Source organism: Pseudomonas sp. OTU750018, assembly GCF_011636575.1.
Classification (GTDB): domain Bacteria; phylum Pseudomonadota; class Gammaproteobacteria; order Pseudomonadales; family Pseudomonadaceae; genus Aquipseudomonas; species Aquipseudomonas peli.
The window spans coordinates 157,080-174,613 of sequence record NZ_JAAPAU010000001.1; the positions used below are offsets into that span (position 1 = coordinate 157,080).

Sequence of the window (17,534 nt, forward strand, 5' to 3'; positions counted from 1 at the left end):
CAATGAGCTACGACTCGGTGTTTAAACCCGGCCTCTTTAGCGGTCAGACCATCATGGTCACTGGTGGCGGCAGCGGCATTGGCCGTTGCACCGCCCATGAGCTGGCCAACTTGGGTGCCCACGTGGTGCTGGTTGGACGCAAGCTGGAAAAGCTCGAAGCCACCTGCGGCGAGATCATCGAAGACGGCGGCAGCGCCAGCTTTCAGGTCTGCGATATCCGTGATGAAGAAGCCGTCAAGGCCATGGTCAAAACCGTGGTCGCCGAACGCGGGCAGATCCATCACCTGGTCAACAACGCTGGCGGCCAGTTCCCTGCGCCGCTGATCGGCATCAATCAGAAAGGCTTCGAGACCGTGGTGCGCACCAACCTGGTCGGTGGTTTTCTGATCGCCAAGGAAGTCTTCATGCAGAGCATGAGCAAACATGGCGGCAGCATCGTCAATATGCTCGCCGATATGTGGGGCGGTATGCCCGGCATGGGCCACTCGGGTGCCGCACGTGCCGGTATGGAGAACTTCACCAAGACCGCCGCCTACGAATGGGGCCACGCCGGGGTGCGGGTTAACGCCGTGGCACCAGGCTGGATCGCCTCCAGCGGCATGGACACCTACCCAGAATCGATGAAGAACATGATCCGCAAACTCAAGGATCATGTGCCGCTGCAACGCATTGGCAGCGAATCGGAAGTGGCCGCGGCCATCGTCTTCCTGCTCACGCCAGGCGCCAACTTCATCAGCGGCAACACCATCCGCATCGACGGCGCCGCGAGCCAGGGCACCCGCGCCTGGACCCTGGGTAAGGCGAAGAACAGCGAAACCTATAACGGCTTCCACCGGGCCTACGTGCCTGACGTACTCAAGGGCGAGGAGTAACGCCATGCCGGTTATCCACTCCGAAATTGACGTGCATGGCGAGGAGTTCGCCAAGAACCGCGAAGCCATGCTCGCCGCCGTGGCCAGCTTTCGCCAGATCGAACAGAACTGCCTAAACAAGGCTGCCGAGGCCAAAGCCAAATTTGAAAAACGTGGCCAGTTGCTGCCGCGTGAGCGCCTTAACCTGCTGCTCGACCCCGGCGCGCCCTTTCTTGAACTGTCGTCGCTGGCTGGCTACAAGTTGCATGACGACAAGGACGGCACCCAGGCCGGTGGCGGGATTATTTCCGGTATCGGTTATATCGCCGGGGTGCGCTGCCTGGTCACCGCCAGCAACAGCGCAATCAAGGGCGGCACCATCTCCCCCACCGGCCTGAAGAAAACCCTGCGCCTGCAGCAGATCGCCTTCGAGAACAAACTGCCGGTGGTGGCGCTGACCGAAAGCGGCGGCGCCAACCTCAACTACGCCGCGGATATCTTCGTCGAAGGCGCGCGCGGCTTTGCCAACCAGGCGCGCATGTCGGCCATGGGGTTGCCGCAAATCACCGTGGTGCACGGCTCCAGCACCGCAGGTGGGGCCTATCAGCCGGGGCTGTCTGATTATGTGGTGGTGGTGCGTGGCAAGGCCAAGATGTTCCTAGCCGGCCCGCCGCTGCTAAAGGCCGCCACCGGCGAGATCGCCACCGACGAGCAACTGGGTGGCGCCGAGATGCACGCCCAGGTCGCCGGCACCGCCGAATACCTGGCGGAAAACGACGCCGACGGCGTACGCATCGCCCGCGAAATCCTCACCATGCTGCCGTGGAATGCCCAACTGCCGGCGCGCCCAGTCAAGGCCTTCAGCGAGCCGCTGTATCCGGTCGAAGAGCTGCTCGGCCTGGTGCCGGCCGACGCCAAAAAGCCCTACGACGTACGCGAGATCATCGCGCGCATTGCTGACGGTTCGGCGTTTCTCGACTTCAAGAACGAGTTCGACAACCAGACGGTCTGCGGCCACTTGCAGATCGAAGGCCAGCCCTGCGGCTTTATCGGCAACAACGGCCCGATCACCCCGCAAGGCGCGGCCAAGGCGGCACAATTTATCCAGCTGTGCGAGCAGAGCAATACGCCGATCCTGTTCTTCCACAACACCACCGGTTTTATGGTCGGCACCGAGTCGGAACAACTCGGGGTGATCAAGCACGGCTCGAAGATGATCCAGGCTGTGGCCAACGCCACGGTGCCGAAACTGACCATTGTCGTCGGCGGTTCCTACGGGGCCGGCAACTACGCCATGTGCGGCCGTGGCCTGGACCCACGCTTTATCTTCGCCTGGCCCAACAGCAAAACCGCCGTGATGGGCGGCGCCCAGGCCGGTAAGGTGCTGCGCATCGTCACTGAGGACAAGCACCTCAAGGAAGGCAAGGAAGCCGATCCGAAGATGCTCGACATGCTCGAGCAGGTCACTGCGCAAAAACTCGACAGTCAGTCCACCGCGCTCTATGGCACCGCCAGCCTGTGGGACGACGGCCTGATCGACCCGCGCGATACGCGCAAGCTGCTCGGCTACCTGCTGGATATCTGCGCCGAAGCCGCTGTTCGCCCGCTCAAATCAAACACCTTTGGCGTAGCCCGCCTGTAACTTTTCGGAGAACAAGACATGATCTTCACCCAAGAACACGAAGAGCTGCGCCGCACGGTCCGTAACTTTGTCGACAAGGAAATCAACCCGCACGTCGAGCAATGGGAAAAGGACGGCCGCTTCCCGATCCACGATATTTTCAAGAAAGCCGGCGACCTGGGCCTGCTGGGCATCTCTAAGCCGGAGAAATTCGGCGGAATGGGCCTGGACTACAGCTACTCAATCGTCGCAGCCGAAGAATTCGGCACCATCATCTGCGGCGGCATTCCGATGTCAATCGGCGTGCAGACCGATATGTGTACCCCGGCGTTGGCGCGCTTCGGCTCCGATGAGCTGCGCGAAGAATTCCTCAAACCGGCAATTTCCGGCGAGATGGTCGGCTGTATCGGCGTTTCCGAAGTCGGCGCCGGCTCGGATGTCGCCGGGCTGAAAACCACGGCCAAGAAAGACGGCAGCGACTACGTGATCAACGGCAGCAAGATGTGGATCACCAACTCCCCGTCCGCTGACTTTATCTGCCTGTTGGCCAATACCAGCGACGACAAACCGCACGTCAATAAATCGCTGATCATGGTGCCGATGAACACCCCAGGCATAACCCTCAGCCCGCACCTGGACAAACTCGGCATGCGCAGTTCGGAGACCGCTCAGGTGTTCTTCGACAACGTACGCGTGCCGCAGCGCAATCGCATCGGCCACGAAGGCGCAGGCTTCATGATGCAGATGCTGCAGTTCCAGGAAGAGCGCCTGTTCGGCGCGGCCAACATGATCAAGGGCCTGGAGCACTGCATCAATGCCACAATCGACTACTGCAAAGAGCGCAAGACCTTCGGCAATGCGCTGATCGACAACCAGGTTATCCACTTCCGCATGGCCGAGTTGCAGACCGAAATCGAGTGCCTGCGCGCCCTGGTTTATCAGGCCACCGAGCAGTATGTGCGCGGCCGCGACGTGACCAACTTGGCCTCCATGGCCAAGCTCAAGGCCGGCCGCCTCGGCCGTGAAGTCACCGACAGCTGCCTGCAGTACTGGGGCGGCATGGGCTACATGTGGGAAAACCCGGTGGCCCGCGCCTACCGCGATGTGCGCCTGGTAAGCATCGGCGGCGGTGCCGACGAAATCATGCTGGGCATTATCTGCAAGCTGATGGGCATTCTGCCGGGGAAGAAAAAATAGCCGGGAGCTATTTTTAACGTCGCGTAGCGACGGCCCGAAGGGTGGCCGCCAGGGATGGCGGGCCATAAAGAAGGGCTAAGAGCGGAAAAGCCGTAGGGTGAACGTCGCGTTTTACACCCACCGTCATGGTGGATCGACACAGCGTGATCCACCCTACGGACACCCCTTGCGCATACATCAAGGAGCCTGCCATGGCCGATCTACCGAACTGCGAAACCCTGCTGCTGAGCCTCGACGCCGGCGTGCTGCACATCACCCTCAACCGCCCGGACAGCCGCAACGCCATGAGCCTGGCCATGGTCAGCGAATTGCGCGCGGTGCTGGAAAGCCTGCGCGTAGACCCTCGCGTGCGTGCCATTGTCCTGCGCGGTGCCGGTGGGCACTTCTGCGCCGGTGGCGATATCAAGGACATGGCCGGTGCCCGAGCGGCCGGTGGCGATGCCTACCGCAGCCTTAATCGCGCCTTCGGCAGCCTGCTGGAAGAAGCGCAAAACACGCCGCAGGTGCTGATCGCCGTGCTCGAAGGCGCAGTGCTCGGCGGCGGTTTCGGCCTGGCCTGCGTCTCGGATATCGCCATCTGCCAGCAGGACGCCAAGTTCGGCCTGCCGGAAACCACCCTGGGCATTCTCCCGGCGCAGATCGCACCCTTTGTGGTGCGGCGCATCGGCCTGACCCAGACCCGCCGTCTGGCCCTTACTGCCGCCCGCTTCAATGGCAGCGAGGCCGAACGCCTGGGTCTGGTGCATTTCAGCGAAGCCGATAGCGAAGCCGTCGACGCCCGTTTGCACCAGGTACTTAGCCAGGTGCGCCAATGCGCGCCCCAGGCCAATGCCCAGACCAAAGCCCTGCTACTGGCCGCCGAACACGAAGCCCTTGGCCCGTTACTGGACCGCGCCGCCGAACAGTTTGCCGCAGCGGTAACCGGCGCCGAAGGTATCGAGGGCACCATGGCCTTTATGCAGAAACGTGCGCCTAAGTGGGCTGCTGAATAAGCCCACTACAACATGACCTGATTGCCAGATTTACGACCCCAGCAGGAGCACACAGATGCCCGCCTTTAACAAAATCCTGATCGCCAACCGTGGGGAAATCGCCTGCCGGGTGATGCGCACCGCCCAGGACCTCGGCTACCGCACCGTGGCCGTCTACTCAGAAGCCGACGCCGGCGCACGTCATGTGCAGGAAGCCGATGAAGCCGTGTGCATCGGCCCGGCCCAGGTCAACCAGTCCTATCTGCTGATCGCCAATATCATCGACGCAGCGCAAAAAACCGGGGCCGACGCGATCCACCCGGGCTACGGCTTTCTCTCGGAAAACGCCGACTTCGCCCGCGCCTGCGAGGCCGCCGGCATCGTGTTTATCGGCCCAACTGTGGAAGCCATCCACCTGATGGGCAGCAAGCGCCTGTCGAAGATCGCCATGCTCGAAGCCGGCGTGCCGTGTATTCCCGGTTTTGAGGGCGCAGCCCAGGACGACGAGACCCTGAGCCGCGAGGCCGGGCGTATTGGCTACCCATTGATGATCAAGGCCAGTGCTGGCGGCGGTGGCCGTGGCATGCGTCTGGTACACGAATCCAGCGAGCTGCTGGCGCAGATTCGCACCGCCCGCTCGGAGGCGCAGAATGCCTTCGGCTCCGGCGAACTGATTCTCGAACGTGCAGTGATCCAACCCCGCCATGTGGAAATTCAGGTGTTCGGCGATCAGCACGGCAGCATCGTTTATCTCGGCGAGCGCGACTGCTCGGTGCAACGCCGCCACCAGAAGGTGGTCGAGGAAGCGCCCTGCCCGGTGATGACGCCCGAGCTGCGCCAAGCCATGGGCGAGGCAGCGGTGAAAGCGGCCGCGTCGGTGAATTACGTCGGCGCCGGCACCGTGGAGTTTCTCCTCGATCAGAGCGGCGAATTCTTCTTTCTGGAAATGAACACCCGTCTACAGGTGGAGCATCCGGTCACCGAACTGATCACCGGCCAGGATCTGGTCGCCTGGCAGATTCGCGTGGCCGAAGGCCAGCCGCTGCCGCTTAAACAGGATGAGATCCGCCTCACCGGCCACGCCATGGAAGTGCGCCTGTACGCCGAAGACGCCACGCAGAATTTCCTGCCGCAAACCGGCACCGCCCTGCGCTGGGAGCCGGCGCTGCGCGATGGTATTCGCATCGACCACGGCCTGGTCGAAGGCCAAGCGATTACGCCGTTCTACGACCCGATGCTGGCCAAGGTGATTGCCTATGGCGCCACCCGCGAAGAAGCGCGGCGCAAGCTGGTGCGTGCGGTTGAGGATTGCGTGCTGCTGGGCGTCAACGGCAACCAGCGCTTTCTCGCCAACCTGCTCAGCCACCCCGAGTTTGCCGCAGGCAATGCCACCACCGCGTTTATCGCCGAGCACTTCGCCAGCGACCCGAGCCTAAGCCCTCAGCCGCCCAAAGCCAGCGAACTGGCCACCGCAGCTACCCTACTGTTCCAGCAATCGGCCAATGCCCGTGCGCACCAACCGGGCCTCTCCGGCTGGCGTAACGCCGGCAGCGCGCCCTGGCACTTTCTGCTCAAGCAGGGCGAACAGACATTTACCGTGGAGCTGGAAGTGCTGGGCGACGGCCCACAGCCCAGCCTGCTGGCCACGATTGGTGAACAGCAGGTCAGTCTCAAACTGCTGGCCAGCGACGGCCGCTGGGCCACCCTGGAGCTGGATGGCATTCGCCAGCGCCTGGCCTATCACCTGGCCGGCGAACACCTCTGGCTGTACGGCCATATCGGCAATCTGCAGCTCACCGATATCACCCACCTGCCGGTCAGCAGCGCCGCCGGCACCGGCTCGGGCAGCGTCAAGGCGCCGATGGACGGGGCGATTGTCGAGGTGCTGGTCGAGGAAGGCGCTACGGTCAGCAAAGGCCAACTGCTGGTAGTGCTGGAAGCGATGAAGATGGAACACCCGCTCAAAGCCAACATCGATGGCGTGGTACGGCGGATTGGCGTCAGCCGTGGCGATCAGGTGAAGAATCGCCAGCTGCTGGTGGAAATCGAAGCCGCAGAGACCTGATCCACCCTACATAAAAATAAAATTGGAGACGCCATATGTCACTGCAAGGCAAAACCCTATTTATCACCGGCGCCAGCCGTGGCATCGGCCGTGAAATCGCCCTGCGCGCCGCGCGTGAGGGGGCCAATATCGTGATTGCGGCGAAAAGCGCCGAGCCTCACGCCAAGCTGCCCGGCACCATCCACTCGGTGGCCGTCGAGGTCGAGGAAGTAGGCGGTAAGGCCCTGGCCCTGCAAGTCGATGTGCGTGACGAAAACGCGGTAAAAGCCGCCATGGTTCAGGCCGCTGAACATTTTGGCGGTATCGATGCGCTGATCAATAACGCCGGCGCTATCAAGCTGGTCGGTGTGGAGAAACTCGAACCCAAGCGCTTCGACCTGATGTTCCAGATCAACACCCGCGCGGTGATGGTCTGCAGCCAGGCCGCACTGCCGTACTTGAAGCAGAGTAAGGGCCATATTCTCAGCCTGTCGCCGCCGCTTAACCTCGACCCCAAGTGGTTCGCCAACTACGGCCCCTATACCACCACCAAATACGGCATGAGCATGCTGACCTTAGGCATGCATGAGGAATTCAAGAAGTACGGCATCAGCGTCAACTCGCTGTGGCCAAAGACGGTGATCGCCACCGCCGCCATCGAGTTCGAGGCTGGAGGCCCGGCGGTAATGAAGGCCGCACGCCTGCCGGCGATCATGGCCGATGCCGCCCACGCCATCCTGTCCAGCAGCGAACGCAGCATCAGCGGGCGCCTGCTGATCGACGAAGAAATCCTCCGAGAGCAGGGCCAGAGCGACTTCGAGCAGTACCGTTATGACCCGGCCGGCAAACTGATGAATGATTTGTTTGTCGACTAGCCGCCCTAGTGCGCAGTAGCCGGTAATAGGTGTTCGGTAAAAAACGCCGAGTACCCCTGCTGCGCTGCCACCTTGGCCTGCGCTCGCTCATAACGCTGCAGATACCGCTCGGCTGCGGCGCGGGAGAATGCTGAGTAGAGCTGCATGCGCTCCTTGGGCAACGGCAGCAGGCGAATGCTGTCTTGCATGCTCAAGTGTTGCACCTGATAGCGCACGGCCAAGTCGTCGGGGTAGTAGAACGCCTCCAGGCGCCCGGCCTGGAGCATTTTTAGGCTCTGGTTCAATACGTTGCTGCTGCTCAGGGTTTGCAGCTGTAAGCGTGGGTCACGCAGCATGGGCGAGCGGTAACCGTCCTGCCAGGCGCCTAAACGCAAGGGCAGCAGTTGTTCGACCGAGTTAACCCGCTGCAGAGGGTGCTCACGGGCCACCAGCAGCAACGGTTGCACCACCACAAAGGGCTGTGCCGGGTAGACCAGCGTCGCTTCACGCTCCGGAGTCTTGGCCAGGATCAGTGCCATATCCAGCTGATCACGCTGCAGCATCTGTAACAGCCGCGACAGTGGATAACGTTGATAACTCAACGCTTTAAGCTGCATACGCTCGGCAATTTTCTCGAAGTAGGCAATCGCCGTCCCTTCAGTATCGGCCTGCCCTGGCAACGGCGTATGAGGCGGCAGGTCGAAGTAGCCAACGCGCAGGCTGTCGGCACTCGCCAACGGGGCCAGCAGGATCAGCGCAAAGAGGATAAACACAGGCGATGTAGCTGAAACACGGCGAGTTGTTCTCATGCACAAACCTTAGGGTAAAACCTGTTGGACCGAACGCTGTGGAGAGTCTAGCCGCAGGCCAGCTTCAGTGGCTTGCCGGCCTGCAAAAAACACCTATCTGGCGTTTCAGCTCAGCCGCCAGGGCGGATTCAGACGATTTTCGCCGGCGTGATAGAGACACAGCGGATTGCCATCTGGGTCCTGCAGGTAGGCCTCGCGCCATAGCCAGGGCTGGTCGGTCGGCAGCATGCTGAACACGATGCCAAGGGCCTGCAGGCGGGCGACAGTCTGATCCAGTGCAGCACATTCAAAGTAAATCAGCGTCTGGCTGGCCGGCACCTTTTCGACCCGACTCAGGGAAAAGCTGGCCTGGCCATCCGGGCAACAGAACCGCGCATAGTCCGGCAGGCTCTCAACAATCAGTTGCAACCCCAGTTGCTGGTAAAAGCGTATCGCGCGTGGCAAATCGGTGACCGCAACAGTGACTTGATTCAGGTTCATCGCCGGCTCCTCAGCATTAAGCATTTCCTGTAATGCCACACCCCGAATGGCTCGGCAACGGCCTGTACAGTTATTTGCCGAGCTGCCTTGTCCGGCATGCGCGACAGCCATGGCAGCGCTATCGGACGACGGCTAGAGTGGCACTTCGCCCCCGCAGAACAACCATAAGCGCGAGAGCCATGAGCCAGACCGATCTGATTTCCCCGCTGCGTTTTCTAACCCGCCTACCGCAGCACCTGCCGCGAGTGCCGCGTATGTTGCGCGGCCTGTATTACGCAGGTATTCGCAACCGCGAGAAGAACCTCTCCCTGGCCTGGGCACTGGAACGGGCAGCGCAGCAACATCCTGAGCGCCCGGCGCTGCTGGATGAGTCGCGCAGCCTCAGCTATGCCCAGTTCAACGCCTGGGCCAACCGCCTGGCATGGGCCTTCAAGGCCGAAGGCGTGCGTCATGGCAGCGTGGTGGCGGTGATGCTGGAAAACCGCCTGGAGCTGCTGGCGATCCTCGCCGCGCTGAGCAAACTCGGCGCGGTCGGTGCGCTGGTCAACACCACTCAGCGCGGCAAGGTGCTGGCGCACAGCCTAAATCTAGTTAAACCGGGTTTTATGCTGATCGGCGAAGAACTGCTCGTCGCCTTCAGAGAGGTTGCCGAGCAGCTCGACAACCCACAAACACCGCGTTACTGGGTGGCCGATCAGGATTGCCTGCAGGACGCCGGCCAGGCCCCCGACGGTTGGACCAATCTGATGCAACTGGCACGCAGTCAGGCCAGCGATAACCTGCCCGAGAGCACCAAGGTGCAGATGAAGGACCCTTGTTTTCTGATCTACACCTCTGGCACCACCGGCCTGCCCAAAGCCTCGATCATGAGCCACGGCAAGTGGATCAAGGCCTACGGCGGCTTCGGCCATTCCGGGCTGACCCTGAACAACCAGGACGTGCTCTACCTGACCCTACCCTGCTACCACAATAACGCCGTGACCGTGTGCTGGAGCGCCGCGCTGGCTGGCGGCGCGGCCATCGCCCTGCGCCGCAAGTTCTCCGCCAGCGCCTTCTGGCCAGATGTGCAGCACTACCAAGCCACCTGCTTCGGCTATATCGGCGAGCTGTGCCGCTACCTGCTTAACCAGCCCGAGTGCGCTGCGGAGAAGCACAACAGCCTGCGCTGCATGATCGGCAACGGCCTGCGGCCCTCAATCTGGGCCGAGTTCAAGGCGCGCTTCGGGGTTGAGCAGATCACCGAGTTCTATGCCTCCAGCGAAGGCAATATCGGCTTTACCAACGTGTTCAACTTCGACAATACCGTGGGCTTCTCCCCCGCCACCTATGCCATCGTGCGTTATGACCTGGAGAACGACCAGGCGGTACGTGGCAAGAAAGGCTTTCTGGAAAAAGCCAAAAAAGGTGAAGCGGGTCTACTGATCAGCGAGATCAGCGCCAAGTGGCCCTTCGACGGCTACACCGACCCGGCCAAGAGCGAAGCGGCGATCTTGCGCAACGTGTTCAAGAAGGGTGATGCCTGGTTTAACACCGGCGACCTGATGCGCGACATCGGCTGCAAGCACGCGCAATTTGTCGACCGCCTGGGCGACACTTTCCGCTGGAAAGGCGAAAACGTCTCGACCACCGAGGTAGAGAACGTGCTCGGGGCCTTCCCCGGCGTCGAGGATGCGGTGGTCTATGGCGTGGAAATCCCTGGCACCAACGGCCGCTGTGGCATGGCCGCGCTGCGTCTGAGTGAAGGCCAGCAACTGGATAGCGCCGCCCTTGCCGCGTACCTGGATGCAGAATTACCGGTGTATGCCGCGCCGCTGTTTATCCGCCTGCTGGGCGAGGTGGAAACCACCGGCACCTTCAAATACAAGAAGACCGATCTCAAGCAGGCCGCCTACAACCCCGCAGCCGTACAGGAGCCGCTGTGGGTGCGGCTGCCGGGCGAGCAGCGCTTTACCCCTCTGGATCAGACGCTGTTCGCAGCCATTGGCGAGCAAGCCTATCGCTTCTGATTGCCGACAGCAGGCGGGCTATCAACGCTGCCTGCTACTGCTTGAACTCGAACTGCAACTGCGCGCCTTCCACCGATTGCCAGTAGTCGTCATCGCGCTCGTTGGTGATCAGCTTGCCATTGAGTTGAAAGGGCTCCTCTTTCTTATCCTTGTCGCCAAACATCGGCGGCAATAACGGGATCGACAGGTCGCTGAGCGGTGCAACTGGCTGCAGGGGATCAAACACATCAGTGCGCAGTTTCAGATCCAGCGGCGCTTTCGGTTCAGCGGGCTCGGGCTTGCTTGCAACCACAGCAGGTTTCGGCTTGGTAGGTGCCGCTGCCGCAGGTTTGGCTTCAACAGCCTTGGGCTGTGCAGGCTTGCTCACAACGGGCGCCGGCTCGGCCTTGGCCGCTTTGCTGGGAACCACGGTTTGCGCGGGTTGCGCCTTGGCGGTTTCAACCTTGGGCTTTGCAGGAAGGTTGGTACTTTGCTCGCAGGCCACCAGTGACAGCATTGTCAGCAGCAGCGCGAGGCATCGAATAGGCAACATGGGCAGGTACAAAGGCAGTGACACAAGTCGCTATGCTGGCCCCTCCCCCCCACGCTGGCAAGCGCGCAATCAGTACGGCAGGTAACAGCGAGCTAAGAGTTAGCCGACGGCCACCGGTGTCGATGGCCCCAGCGACTTACCTATTCAGCCTTATTCAGCCGATTGCAGTTGCTGCAATTGCGTGTCGATATCCAGCTCCGGGTGCTCACGCATCAGATGTAACAGCAAGGCATCGGCCTCGTCCGTCCAACCATCACGGCGCAATTTGAGTAAGCGTTGCAACTCGCTGCGCAGTTGCTGTTCGGCCTGACTGCCAGCTGCGTCTGCGGCTTTTTCGGGGGCTGATACAGCAGGCGCACGGGCTGCTTGTGGCAGTTGCTCATGCATTGCATCGGCCGCCGACTCTTCGCGCAACAGCTGATTAGAGGCACCGGCCGAAAACTTTTTCTCGGCCTTGGCGGCATCAGCACTGTAGCCTTGGATCACCGGTGCAGGCTGCGCCGCACGCGAGCGTTCTGCCTCATCAGCCACCACAGCGGATTCCGCCAGCGGCGCGGGCATCGGCGCAGATTGCGGTGCCATCCTCGCCGCAGGCGGCGCCATCGGTGCGCCGCTGGGCACGGCATCGAAGGCATCCGGTGCCAGCTCGAAGGTGCGCCAAGTCAGGCTCACGCCAATCCCCAGGCAAGCAACCCCGGCCAACGCCACCGACCAGCGTTGCCGACCACCTACGCCGAACAGCCAGTTGTGCAGGCGCGCGCTCAGACCAGGTTTAGCCTCATCTACGGTGGCGTTGCGCACGGCGGCAGTGGCCGCCGCGAGAATCTGTGCATCCAGCTGCGCACTCGGCTCGCCGCCGCTGTGCTGGCGGAAATGCTCCAGCATTTGCCGTTCCTGCTCATCGGGTATGTGTTGATCGTGGTTCATACGGACAACTCCTCGGCGGCCGGGTCAGCCAGCAGCCGACGTAACTTCTGCAGGGCATAGCGCAAACGGCTTTTCACCGTTTCTGTGGGTATCTGGGTCAGCTCGGCAATCTCAGCCAGTTCCAGATCACCGTGGGCACGCAGCAAAAACACTTCGCGCTGCTCTGCCGGTAAATCCGCCAGCGCGGCCTCTAAACGCTGCTGATCGCGGCTCAGGCTGAGCTGTTGCTCAGGCCCCGGCTGCGGGTCGTGCGGGGCATGCTGCTGTTCATCGTACTCAGCATGCCCCGCCTGGTGCCGACCATGCTTGCGCCAGGTGTCGATCAACCGGTTGCGGCCGATCTGGTACAGCCAAGTCTTGAACAGCACGCTATCGCGCTGTTCGCTCTGGCTGCGGATCAGGCTCATCCAGGTGTCCTGAAACACCTCTTCGGCCAGGGCATGGTCGCCGCACAAGCCCAATAGAAAGCGAAACAGGCCAAGCCGGTGACGCTCATACAACTCGGCAAAAGCCGCCGCGTCACCGCGGCGGTAACGCCGCAACAAGGCGGCGTCGTCATCCGTGAGGGGTTGATTCACTGCTGTACTCGTGCGGTAGTTGAACGGTTCGTCGCAGTTTGCAGACTCTGCGCCAGTTCCACCAGCTGTACGAACTCGCCGCGCAAACCGAAGCGGTCATCGCCCTTGGCATTGCGCGCCAGCTCGGCGCTGTCGGCCAGGCTGAAACGCCCGGTGTAGGTATCGCCTTTAAGCTGCTGGGCGAAGGCGGCCACCGCTGCGGCAAAACGCAGATCTTCGCTGGCCTGGCTGACGGCACGTACATCAGCGGCCTGAATCGGTTGCTCCAGCAGCTTGCTGACGTTCTGCCCTGGCGCCTTGTAGCGAATGCGCAGCCAGGCCAGTTCGCCCGCCTTGCCTTTGGTTTTCGGCGCGGCCTGATAGCGCAGCGGCTCCAGCCAGCCCTTGCCGCCCACCGGCACCACTTCATACAGCGCGGTGACCGTGTGGCCTGCGCCGATTTCACCGGCATCGACCTTGTCGTTGCTAAAATCCTCACGTTTCAGCGCACGGTTTTCATAACCCAGCAGCCGATATTCGCTGACCTCGGCCGGGTTGAACTCGACCTGAATTTTCACATCGCTGGCCACCGTCGCCAGGGTTGAGCTGAGCTGATCGACCAGTACCTTGCGTGCCTCGCGCAGGTTGTCGATATAGGCGTAGTTGCCGTCGCCGGCATCGGCCAGCTGCTCCATCAACTGCTCGTTGTAGTTGTCGGTGCCAAAGCCCAGGGTGGTCAGGGACACACCGGTCTTGCGCTTGTCGGCGGCCAGTTGCTTGAGCGTTTCGAAATCGCTGATGCCGACGTTGAAGTCGCCATCGGTGGCCAACAGGATGCGGTTGATCCCACCGTCGATAAAGCCCTGCTGCGCCTGCTGGTAGGCCAGCTGAATGCCCGACTCACCCGCCGTTGAACCTCCCGCCGTAAGCTTGTCGATGGCCGCGCGGATCTTGGCTTTATCACTACCTGAGGTCGGCTGCAGCACCACACTGGATGAGCCGGCATACACCACCAGCGATACCTTGTCCTGGGGGCGCAGTTTCTCGACCAGCAACTTCAGCGTGCCCTGCACCATCGGCAGGCCATCGCGGCGATCCATCGAGCCGGAGACATCCACCAGAAACACCAGATTGGCCGGCGGCAGCTCGTCTACCCGCAGATCCGAGGCCTTGATGGCGATACGCAGCAGGCGGCTCTCCGGGTTCCACGGCGTGGCGGCCAGCTCAGTGTGCACGCCAAACGGCACATCGCCCTTGGGCAGCGGATAGGCATAGGGGAAGTAGTTGACCAGCTCCTCCAGGCGCACCGCATCCTGCGGCGGCAACTGCCCGCCATTGAGGAAACGTCTTACATTGGCGTAGCTGCCAGTATCCACATCGATGCTAAAAGTCGACACCGGGGTCTCGGTCACGGCATGCACGGGGTTGCCTGCCAGTTTCTGATACTGCTCGCGGTTCTGGTCACGGTAGCCCTGCGGCAAGGCATCGGCCTGCACAGACATCGGCATCGGCGCATAGGCCACGCTGGGCATCACCGCACCGCCCACAACCTGGCTTTTGCGTTGCAGTTCAGCGGGGGCAGCGGCCAGCTGTTCATGCAATTCGGCCCGTCCACGCTTATGGGCCTGATCGCTCAACTGCGGGCTGCCAGCCTCGGTAGCCGGAGCCTCGGGATTGGCGGCGCTGCACGCGCCAAGGCTGATCAGGACGCCTGCGGCAAAACCGGCAAGCAGAGGACGGGTAAGCAATACGGGATAAGCAGACATAGGGGCATCTCCTGAGCGATCGAATAAACCATTCGCTCAGGTAGACGCAGTCCTTATCCGACTCGGGTTAAGCCACTGTTAAAAACTCGCAGCGCCTTCCTGACACAGCTGTCCGGCCAGCATGCCCAGGGTCATCAGCGCGCGCTCCGCTTCACGGTTCCACGGGATGCCGCAGTTCAGGCGGATGCAGTGGTTGAACTGCTCGGTATTACTGAAGATCAACCCCGGCGCAATGCTGATGCCCTGCTGCAGGGCTCGTACGTGCAGGTCCTTGGTATTGACCCGCGCTGGCAGGCTGACCCAGAGAATAAAGCCGCCCTTGGGCCGGCTCATCTGCGTACCTTCAGGGAAGTACTGCTGCACCGCCAGCTGAAAGGCGCTGAGGTTTTTGCGGTATTCCTGGCGGATAAAGCGCAGATGGCGGTCGTAACCGCCGTTCTCCAGATAAGCCGCTACCGCCATCTGCGTCACGCTGCACGCTGAGTGGGTGCTGAAGGTCTGCAGGCGCTGGATTTCATCCTGATACTTGCCGGCGACAATCCAGCCGATGCGTACACCGGGTGAGAGTGTCTTGGAGAAGCTCGAGCAATACACCACGCGCCCTTCGCGGTCATGGGATTTGAGCGCCTTAGTCGGCCCTTGCTCAAACATCAGTTCGCCGTAGATGTCGTCTTCGATGATCTGGATATCGTAATCACCGGCCAGGCGCAGCAGCTGGCGCTGACGCTCTTCGGGAATGGTGCCGCCCAGCGGGTTGCTCAGCCGCGCGGTCAGCACCAGCGCCTTGATCGGCCATTGATTGGCCGCCAGTTGCAGGGCTTCCAGGCTGATACCGGTGGTCGGGTCGCTGGGAATCTCGATGACTTTCAGGCCGAGCAGGTCAGCCAGTTGCAGCAGACCGTAATAGGTCGGCGACTCGGCGGCAATCAGATCACCCGGCTTGGTCAGCACGCGCAGGCTCATCTGCAGGGCATCCACGCAGCCGTGAGTAATCACCACTTCAGTCGGGTCAACCACCACGCCGGCATCACGCATGCGGATCGCCACCTGGCGCCGCAGCGGCTCAAAGCCTGGGCTGAACATATAGCTGAAGGCCCGCGCACTGTGAAAACGGGTGACCTTGGCCAGTTGCTGGTGCAACGCGCGCACCGGCAGGTAATCGACATGGGGCACCGCTGCGCCGAGGGGGAACACACCCTCGCGGCGAGATTCGGTGAGCACCTGATTAATGATGCTGCTGCGCGTGACCAATCCAGGGCGCTCTACGCGGGCAATATCGGGAGTGGGCGCGGTCAGGGCTGGGGTCTGGTGCACGTAGAAGCCTGACTGCGGGCGGGCGCGAATCAGGCCCTGATCTTCCAGATTGGCATAGGCCTGCAACACCGTGGCGTGGCTGACACTGAGCTGCGCACTCATCTTACGCACCGAAGGCACACGCTCACCGGGCTGGTAGACGCCACGGCGGATGTCTTCCGCCAGCTGCTGGGCAATGCGCTGATAAAGTAACAGATTGGTCATGACCGCGTTCCTGCTTGACTGAACCGTAACAGTAAACCGGGCATTTATAATTGCACCGGTACAGCCCACTGAATTGTGGGCGATACAGTGTCAATCTGCCAGGACTGTAACGGTTCAATCATTCATTGTGCGGATTGTGCAATTGCACCTGAAAACACCCCGTAGTCGTTGTCTCACCCAAATAGCAGGCAATAAAAAGCCCCGGCTAACCGAGGCTTTTAACGGCAGAAGGCTTAGCGTGACGAGCCTAAGTTACCTTGCTCATCAGAGAACACGATCTCCACCCGGCGGTTCTGCGCCCGACCTTTGGCCGAGGCGTTTTCGGTGACCGGGAAGCTCTCGCCATGGCCCTGTACTTCGATACGCTTGGCATCAATGCCCAGATCGACCAACACATCGGCCACGGCCTGAGCGCGTGCGCGAGACAGTTCAAGATTTTCCTGTGCATCGCCGCGGCTGTCGGTATAGCCCTCAATGCGCACGACACGTCGAGGGTTAAGCTGAAGGAACTGCACCAGCTTCAACACGGTGCGATTGGCCGACGCCTTGAGGTCACTGTGGCCAGCATCGAACAGCACATCGCCCAGAGTCATCACCAGGCCACGTTCGCTCTGAATCGTCGCCAGGCTCACCATCTGTTCCTCAAGCCAGTTGCTCTGATCCTGCACGCTGAGCAGCTTGGCTTCACGCAAGGCCAACTGTAGGCGCTGGCGTTCCAGCTCCAATTTGACTGCACGTTCCTGGTTCAGGTTAAGCGCGCTCTTCTGCTTGGCAATCGCACTGTACTGCTGACTGAGATAAGCATAATGGCTGACATCATCGGCACTGCCCCAGTAGCTCGACAGGCGATCGGCTTTGGCCAACGACTCGCCCGCGCGAATCAGGTCCTTGGGTGCACTGCGCAACACATCGGCATCTTCTTTGACCTGCTGAAAAGCCGTATGCGCGGCCTGCAGAGCCTGATCACTGGAGTTATGCGATGACGCACAACCTGCCAACAACACGGCCGCGGCAAGTCCTAATAGGCTGAGCGGAATAGGCTTCATTGCAAGCCTCCCAGCTGCTTGCGCAAACGATTGATGGCGTTGCTCAACTCAGCCAATTGCTGCTGACTTTTTCCGGTCAGATGTTCCGCTTCGGCCAGACGCGCATCCAACTCAGCCTGCTCGGCATGCACCCGCGCTTGCTTGTAATCCTCGTCGGCCATGGCGGCTTGCGCCAACACAAGCTTTTCCTCGGCCAGACGCAATGAGGACGATTGTTCGGCGGCCATACCCAATGCCTTGGCCTGGCTGAGGGCTTGCTCGGTCAAGCGAAGCTGCTCGTTAGGCGCAGGGTCGGATGCACAAGCGCTGAGCATGAGCGGCAGCAAGGCCGCGCAGATACGTCGATAAATCACAG

General features: G+C 61.4%; 16 protein-coding genes. 7 read left to right on the forward strand and 9 right to left on the reverse strand.

Annotated features, from left to right (window positions below; genetic code table 11):
* Positions 1–2 precede the first annotated feature (2 nt).
* The 6 genes from HCI85_RS00805 to HCI85_RS00830 all read left to right on the forward strand — a co-directional run bounded on the left by HCI85_RS00805 (position 3) and on the right by HCI85_RS00830 (position 7,559).
* Positions 3–872, forward strand: a complete 870-nt coding sequence (locus HCI85_RS00805; RefSeq protein WP_167141106.1) for an SDR family oxidoreductase — start codon at positions 3–5, stop codon at positions 870–872.
* Between the two features lie 4 nt (positions 873–876).
* Positions 877–2,493, forward strand: coding sequence for a geranyl-CoA carboxylase subunit beta (gene atuC, locus HCI85_RS00810; RefSeq protein WP_167141108.1), 1,617 nt, complete (start codon positions 877–879; stop codon positions 2,491–2,493).
* 18 nt (positions 2,494–2,511) lie between these two features.
* Positions 2,512–3,669, forward strand: a complete 1,158-nt coding sequence (gene atuD, locus HCI85_RS00815; RefSeq protein ID WP_167141110.1) for a citronellyl-CoA dehydrogenase — start codon at positions 2,512–2,514, stop codon at positions 3,667–3,669.
* Positions 3,670–3,860: 191 nt separating this feature from the next.
* Positions 3,861–4,661, forward strand: a complete 801-nt coding sequence (locus tag HCI85_RS00820; RefSeq protein WP_167141112.1) for an enoyl-CoA hydratase/isomerase family protein — start codon at positions 3,861–3,863, stop codon at positions 4,659–4,661.
* 55 nt (positions 4,662–4,716) lie between these two features.
* Positions 4,717–6,705, forward strand: coding sequence for an acetyl/propionyl/methylcrotonyl-CoA carboxylase subunit alpha (locus tag HCI85_RS00825; protein ID WP_167141114.1), 1,989 nt, complete (start codon positions 4,717–4,719; stop codon positions 6,703–6,705).
* A gap of 35 nt (positions 6,706–6,740) precedes the next feature.
* Complete coding sequence (locus HCI85_RS00830; RefSeq protein WP_167141116.1) at positions 6,741–7,559, forward strand: SDR family oxidoreductase; 819 nt, start codon at positions 6,741–6,743, stop codon at positions 7,557–7,559.
* A 5-nt stretch (positions 7,560–7,564) separates the two neighbouring features.
* Here the strand turns inward: HCI85_RS00830 and HCI85_RS00835 are convergent, their stop codons facing one another.
* Together HCI85_RS00835 and HCI85_RS00840 are read right to left on the reverse strand one after the other, a co-directional pair.
* On the reverse strand, positions 7,565–8,347 hold the full coding sequence (locus HCI85_RS00835) for a substrate-binding periplasmic protein (RefSeq protein WP_167141118.1): 783 nt from the start codon (positions 8,345–8,347) through the stop codon (positions 7,565–7,567).
* Between the two features lie 105 nt (positions 8,348–8,452).
* Positions 8,453–8,827, reverse strand: coding sequence for a VOC family protein (locus HCI85_RS00840; RefSeq protein ID WP_167141120.1), 375 nt, complete (start codon positions 8,825–8,827; stop codon positions 8,453–8,455).
* Between the two features lie 179 nt (positions 8,828–9,006).
* Between HCI85_RS00840 and HCI85_RS00845 the strand changes: the two genes are divergently transcribed.
* Positions 9,007–10,833, forward strand: coding sequence for a long-chain-acyl-CoA synthetase (locus HCI85_RS00845; RefSeq protein ID WP_167141122.1), 1,827 nt, complete (start codon positions 9,007–9,009; stop codon positions 10,831–10,833).
* A gap of 34 nt (positions 10,834–10,867) precedes the next feature.
* On the opposite strand, the gene HCI85_RS00850 is transcribed toward HCI85_RS00845, so the two are convergent.
* The 7 genes from HCI85_RS00850 to HCI85_RS00880 all read right to left on the reverse strand — a co-directional run bounded on the left by HCI85_RS00850 (position 10,868) and on the right by HCI85_RS00880 (position 17,532).
* On the reverse strand, positions 10,868–11,365 hold the full coding sequence (locus HCI85_RS00850; RefSeq protein ID WP_241693763.1) for a hypothetical protein: 498 nt from the start codon (positions 11,363–11,365) through the stop codon (positions 10,868–10,870).
* A gap of 150 nt (positions 11,366–11,515) precedes the next feature.
* Positions 11,516–12,292 (reverse strand): hypothetical protein, encoded by a 777-nt coding sequence (locus HCI85_RS00855; protein WP_167141124.1) that lies wholly within the window; start codon positions 12,290–12,292, stop codon positions 11,516–11,518.
* Positions 12,289–12,870 carry an RNA polymerase sigma factor gene (locus HCI85_RS00860; protein WP_167141126.1) on the reverse strand — a complete coding sequence of 194 codons (582 nt, stop codon included), beginning with the start codon at positions 12,868–12,870 and terminating at the stop codon, positions 12,289–12,291. The genes HCI85_RS00855 and HCI85_RS00860 overlap by 4 nt, the downstream gene beginning before the upstream one ends.
* Positions 12,867–14,615: a vWA domain-containing protein gene (locus tag HCI85_RS00865; RefSeq protein WP_167141128.1), complete on the reverse strand. Its 1,749-nt coding sequence runs from the start codon at positions 14,613–14,615 to the stop codon at positions 12,867–12,869. The genes HCI85_RS00860 and HCI85_RS00865 overlap by 4 nt, the downstream gene beginning before the upstream one ends.
* Positions 14,616–14,693: 78 nt before the next feature.
* Positions 14,694–16,133: an aminotransferase-like domain-containing protein gene (locus tag HCI85_RS00870; RefSeq protein ID WP_160084889.1), complete on the reverse strand. Its 1,440-nt coding sequence runs from the start codon at positions 16,131–16,133 to the stop codon at positions 14,694–14,696.
* Between the two features lie 233 nt (positions 16,134–16,366).
* Entirely contained in the window at positions 16,367–17,179 is an 813-nt protein-coding gene (locus HCI85_RS00875) for an OmpA family protein (protein WP_090247962.1), read from the reverse strand.
* On the reverse strand, positions 17,176–17,532 hold the full coding sequence (locus tag HCI85_RS00880; RefSeq protein ID WP_241693706.1) for a DUF4398 domain-containing protein: 357 nt from the start codon (positions 17,530–17,532) through the stop codon (positions 17,176–17,178). The genes HCI85_RS00875 and HCI85_RS00880 overlap by 4 nt, the downstream gene beginning before the upstream one ends.
* Positions 17,533–17,534: the final 2 nt, after the last annotated feature.

What these genes read in the sequence shown, in the direction of transcription:
- HCI85_RS00805 (WP_167141106.1), top strand. Translation starts at nt 3, where the DNA reads ATGAGCTACGACTCGGTGTTTAAACCCGGCCTCTTTAGCGGTCAGACC.
- atuC (WP_167141108.1), top strand. Translation starts at nt 877, where the DNA reads ATGCCGGTTATCCACTCCGAAATTGACGTGCATGGCGAGGAGTTCGCC.
- atuD (WP_167141110.1), top strand. Translation starts at nt 2,512, where the DNA reads ATGATCTTCACCCAAGAACACGAAGAGCTGCGCCGCACGGTCCGTAAC.
- HCI85_RS00820 (WP_167141112.1), top strand. Translation starts at nt 3,861, where the DNA reads ATGGCCGATCTACCGAACTGCGAAACCCTGCTGCTGAGCCTCGACGCC.
- HCI85_RS00825 (WP_167141114.1), top strand. Translation starts at nt 4,717, where the DNA reads ATGCCCGCCTTTAACAAAATCCTGATCGCCAACCGTGGGGAAATCGCC.
- HCI85_RS00830 (WP_167141116.1), top strand. Translation starts at nt 6,741, where the DNA reads ATGTCACTGCAAGGCAAAACCCTATTTATCACCGGCGCCAGCCGTGGC.
- HCI85_RS00835 (WP_167141118.1), bottom strand. Translation starts at nt 8,347, where the DNA reads ATGAGAACAACTCGCCGTGTTTCAGCTACATCGCCTGTGTTTATCCTC.
- HCI85_RS00840 (WP_167141120.1), bottom strand. Translation starts at nt 8,827, where the DNA reads ATGAACCTGAATCAAGTCACTGTTGCGGTCACCGATTTGCCACGCGCG.
- HCI85_RS00845 (WP_167141122.1), top strand. Translation starts at nt 9,007, where the DNA reads ATGAGCCAGACCGATCTGATTTCCCCGCTGCGTTTTCTAACCCGCCTA.
- HCI85_RS00850 (WP_241693763.1), bottom strand. Translation starts at nt 11,365, where the DNA reads ATGTTGCCTATTCGATGCCTCGCGCTGCTGCTGACAATGCTGTCACTG.
- HCI85_RS00855 (WP_167141124.1), bottom strand. Translation starts at nt 12,292, where the DNA reads ATGAACCACGATCAACACATACCCGATGAGCAGGAACGGCAAATGCTG.
- HCI85_RS00865 (WP_167141128.1), bottom strand. Translation starts at nt 14,615, where the DNA reads ATGTCTGCTTATCCCGTATTGCTTACCCGTCCTCTGCTTGCCGGTTTT.
- HCI85_RS00870 (WP_160084889.1), bottom strand. Translation starts at nt 16,133, where the DNA reads ATGACCAATCTGTTACTTTATCAGCGCATTGCCCAGCAGCTGGCGGAA.
- HCI85_RS00875 (WP_090247962.1), bottom strand. Translation starts at nt 17,179, where the DNA reads ATGAAGCCTATTCCGCTCAGCCTATTAGGACTTGCCGCGGCCGTGTTG.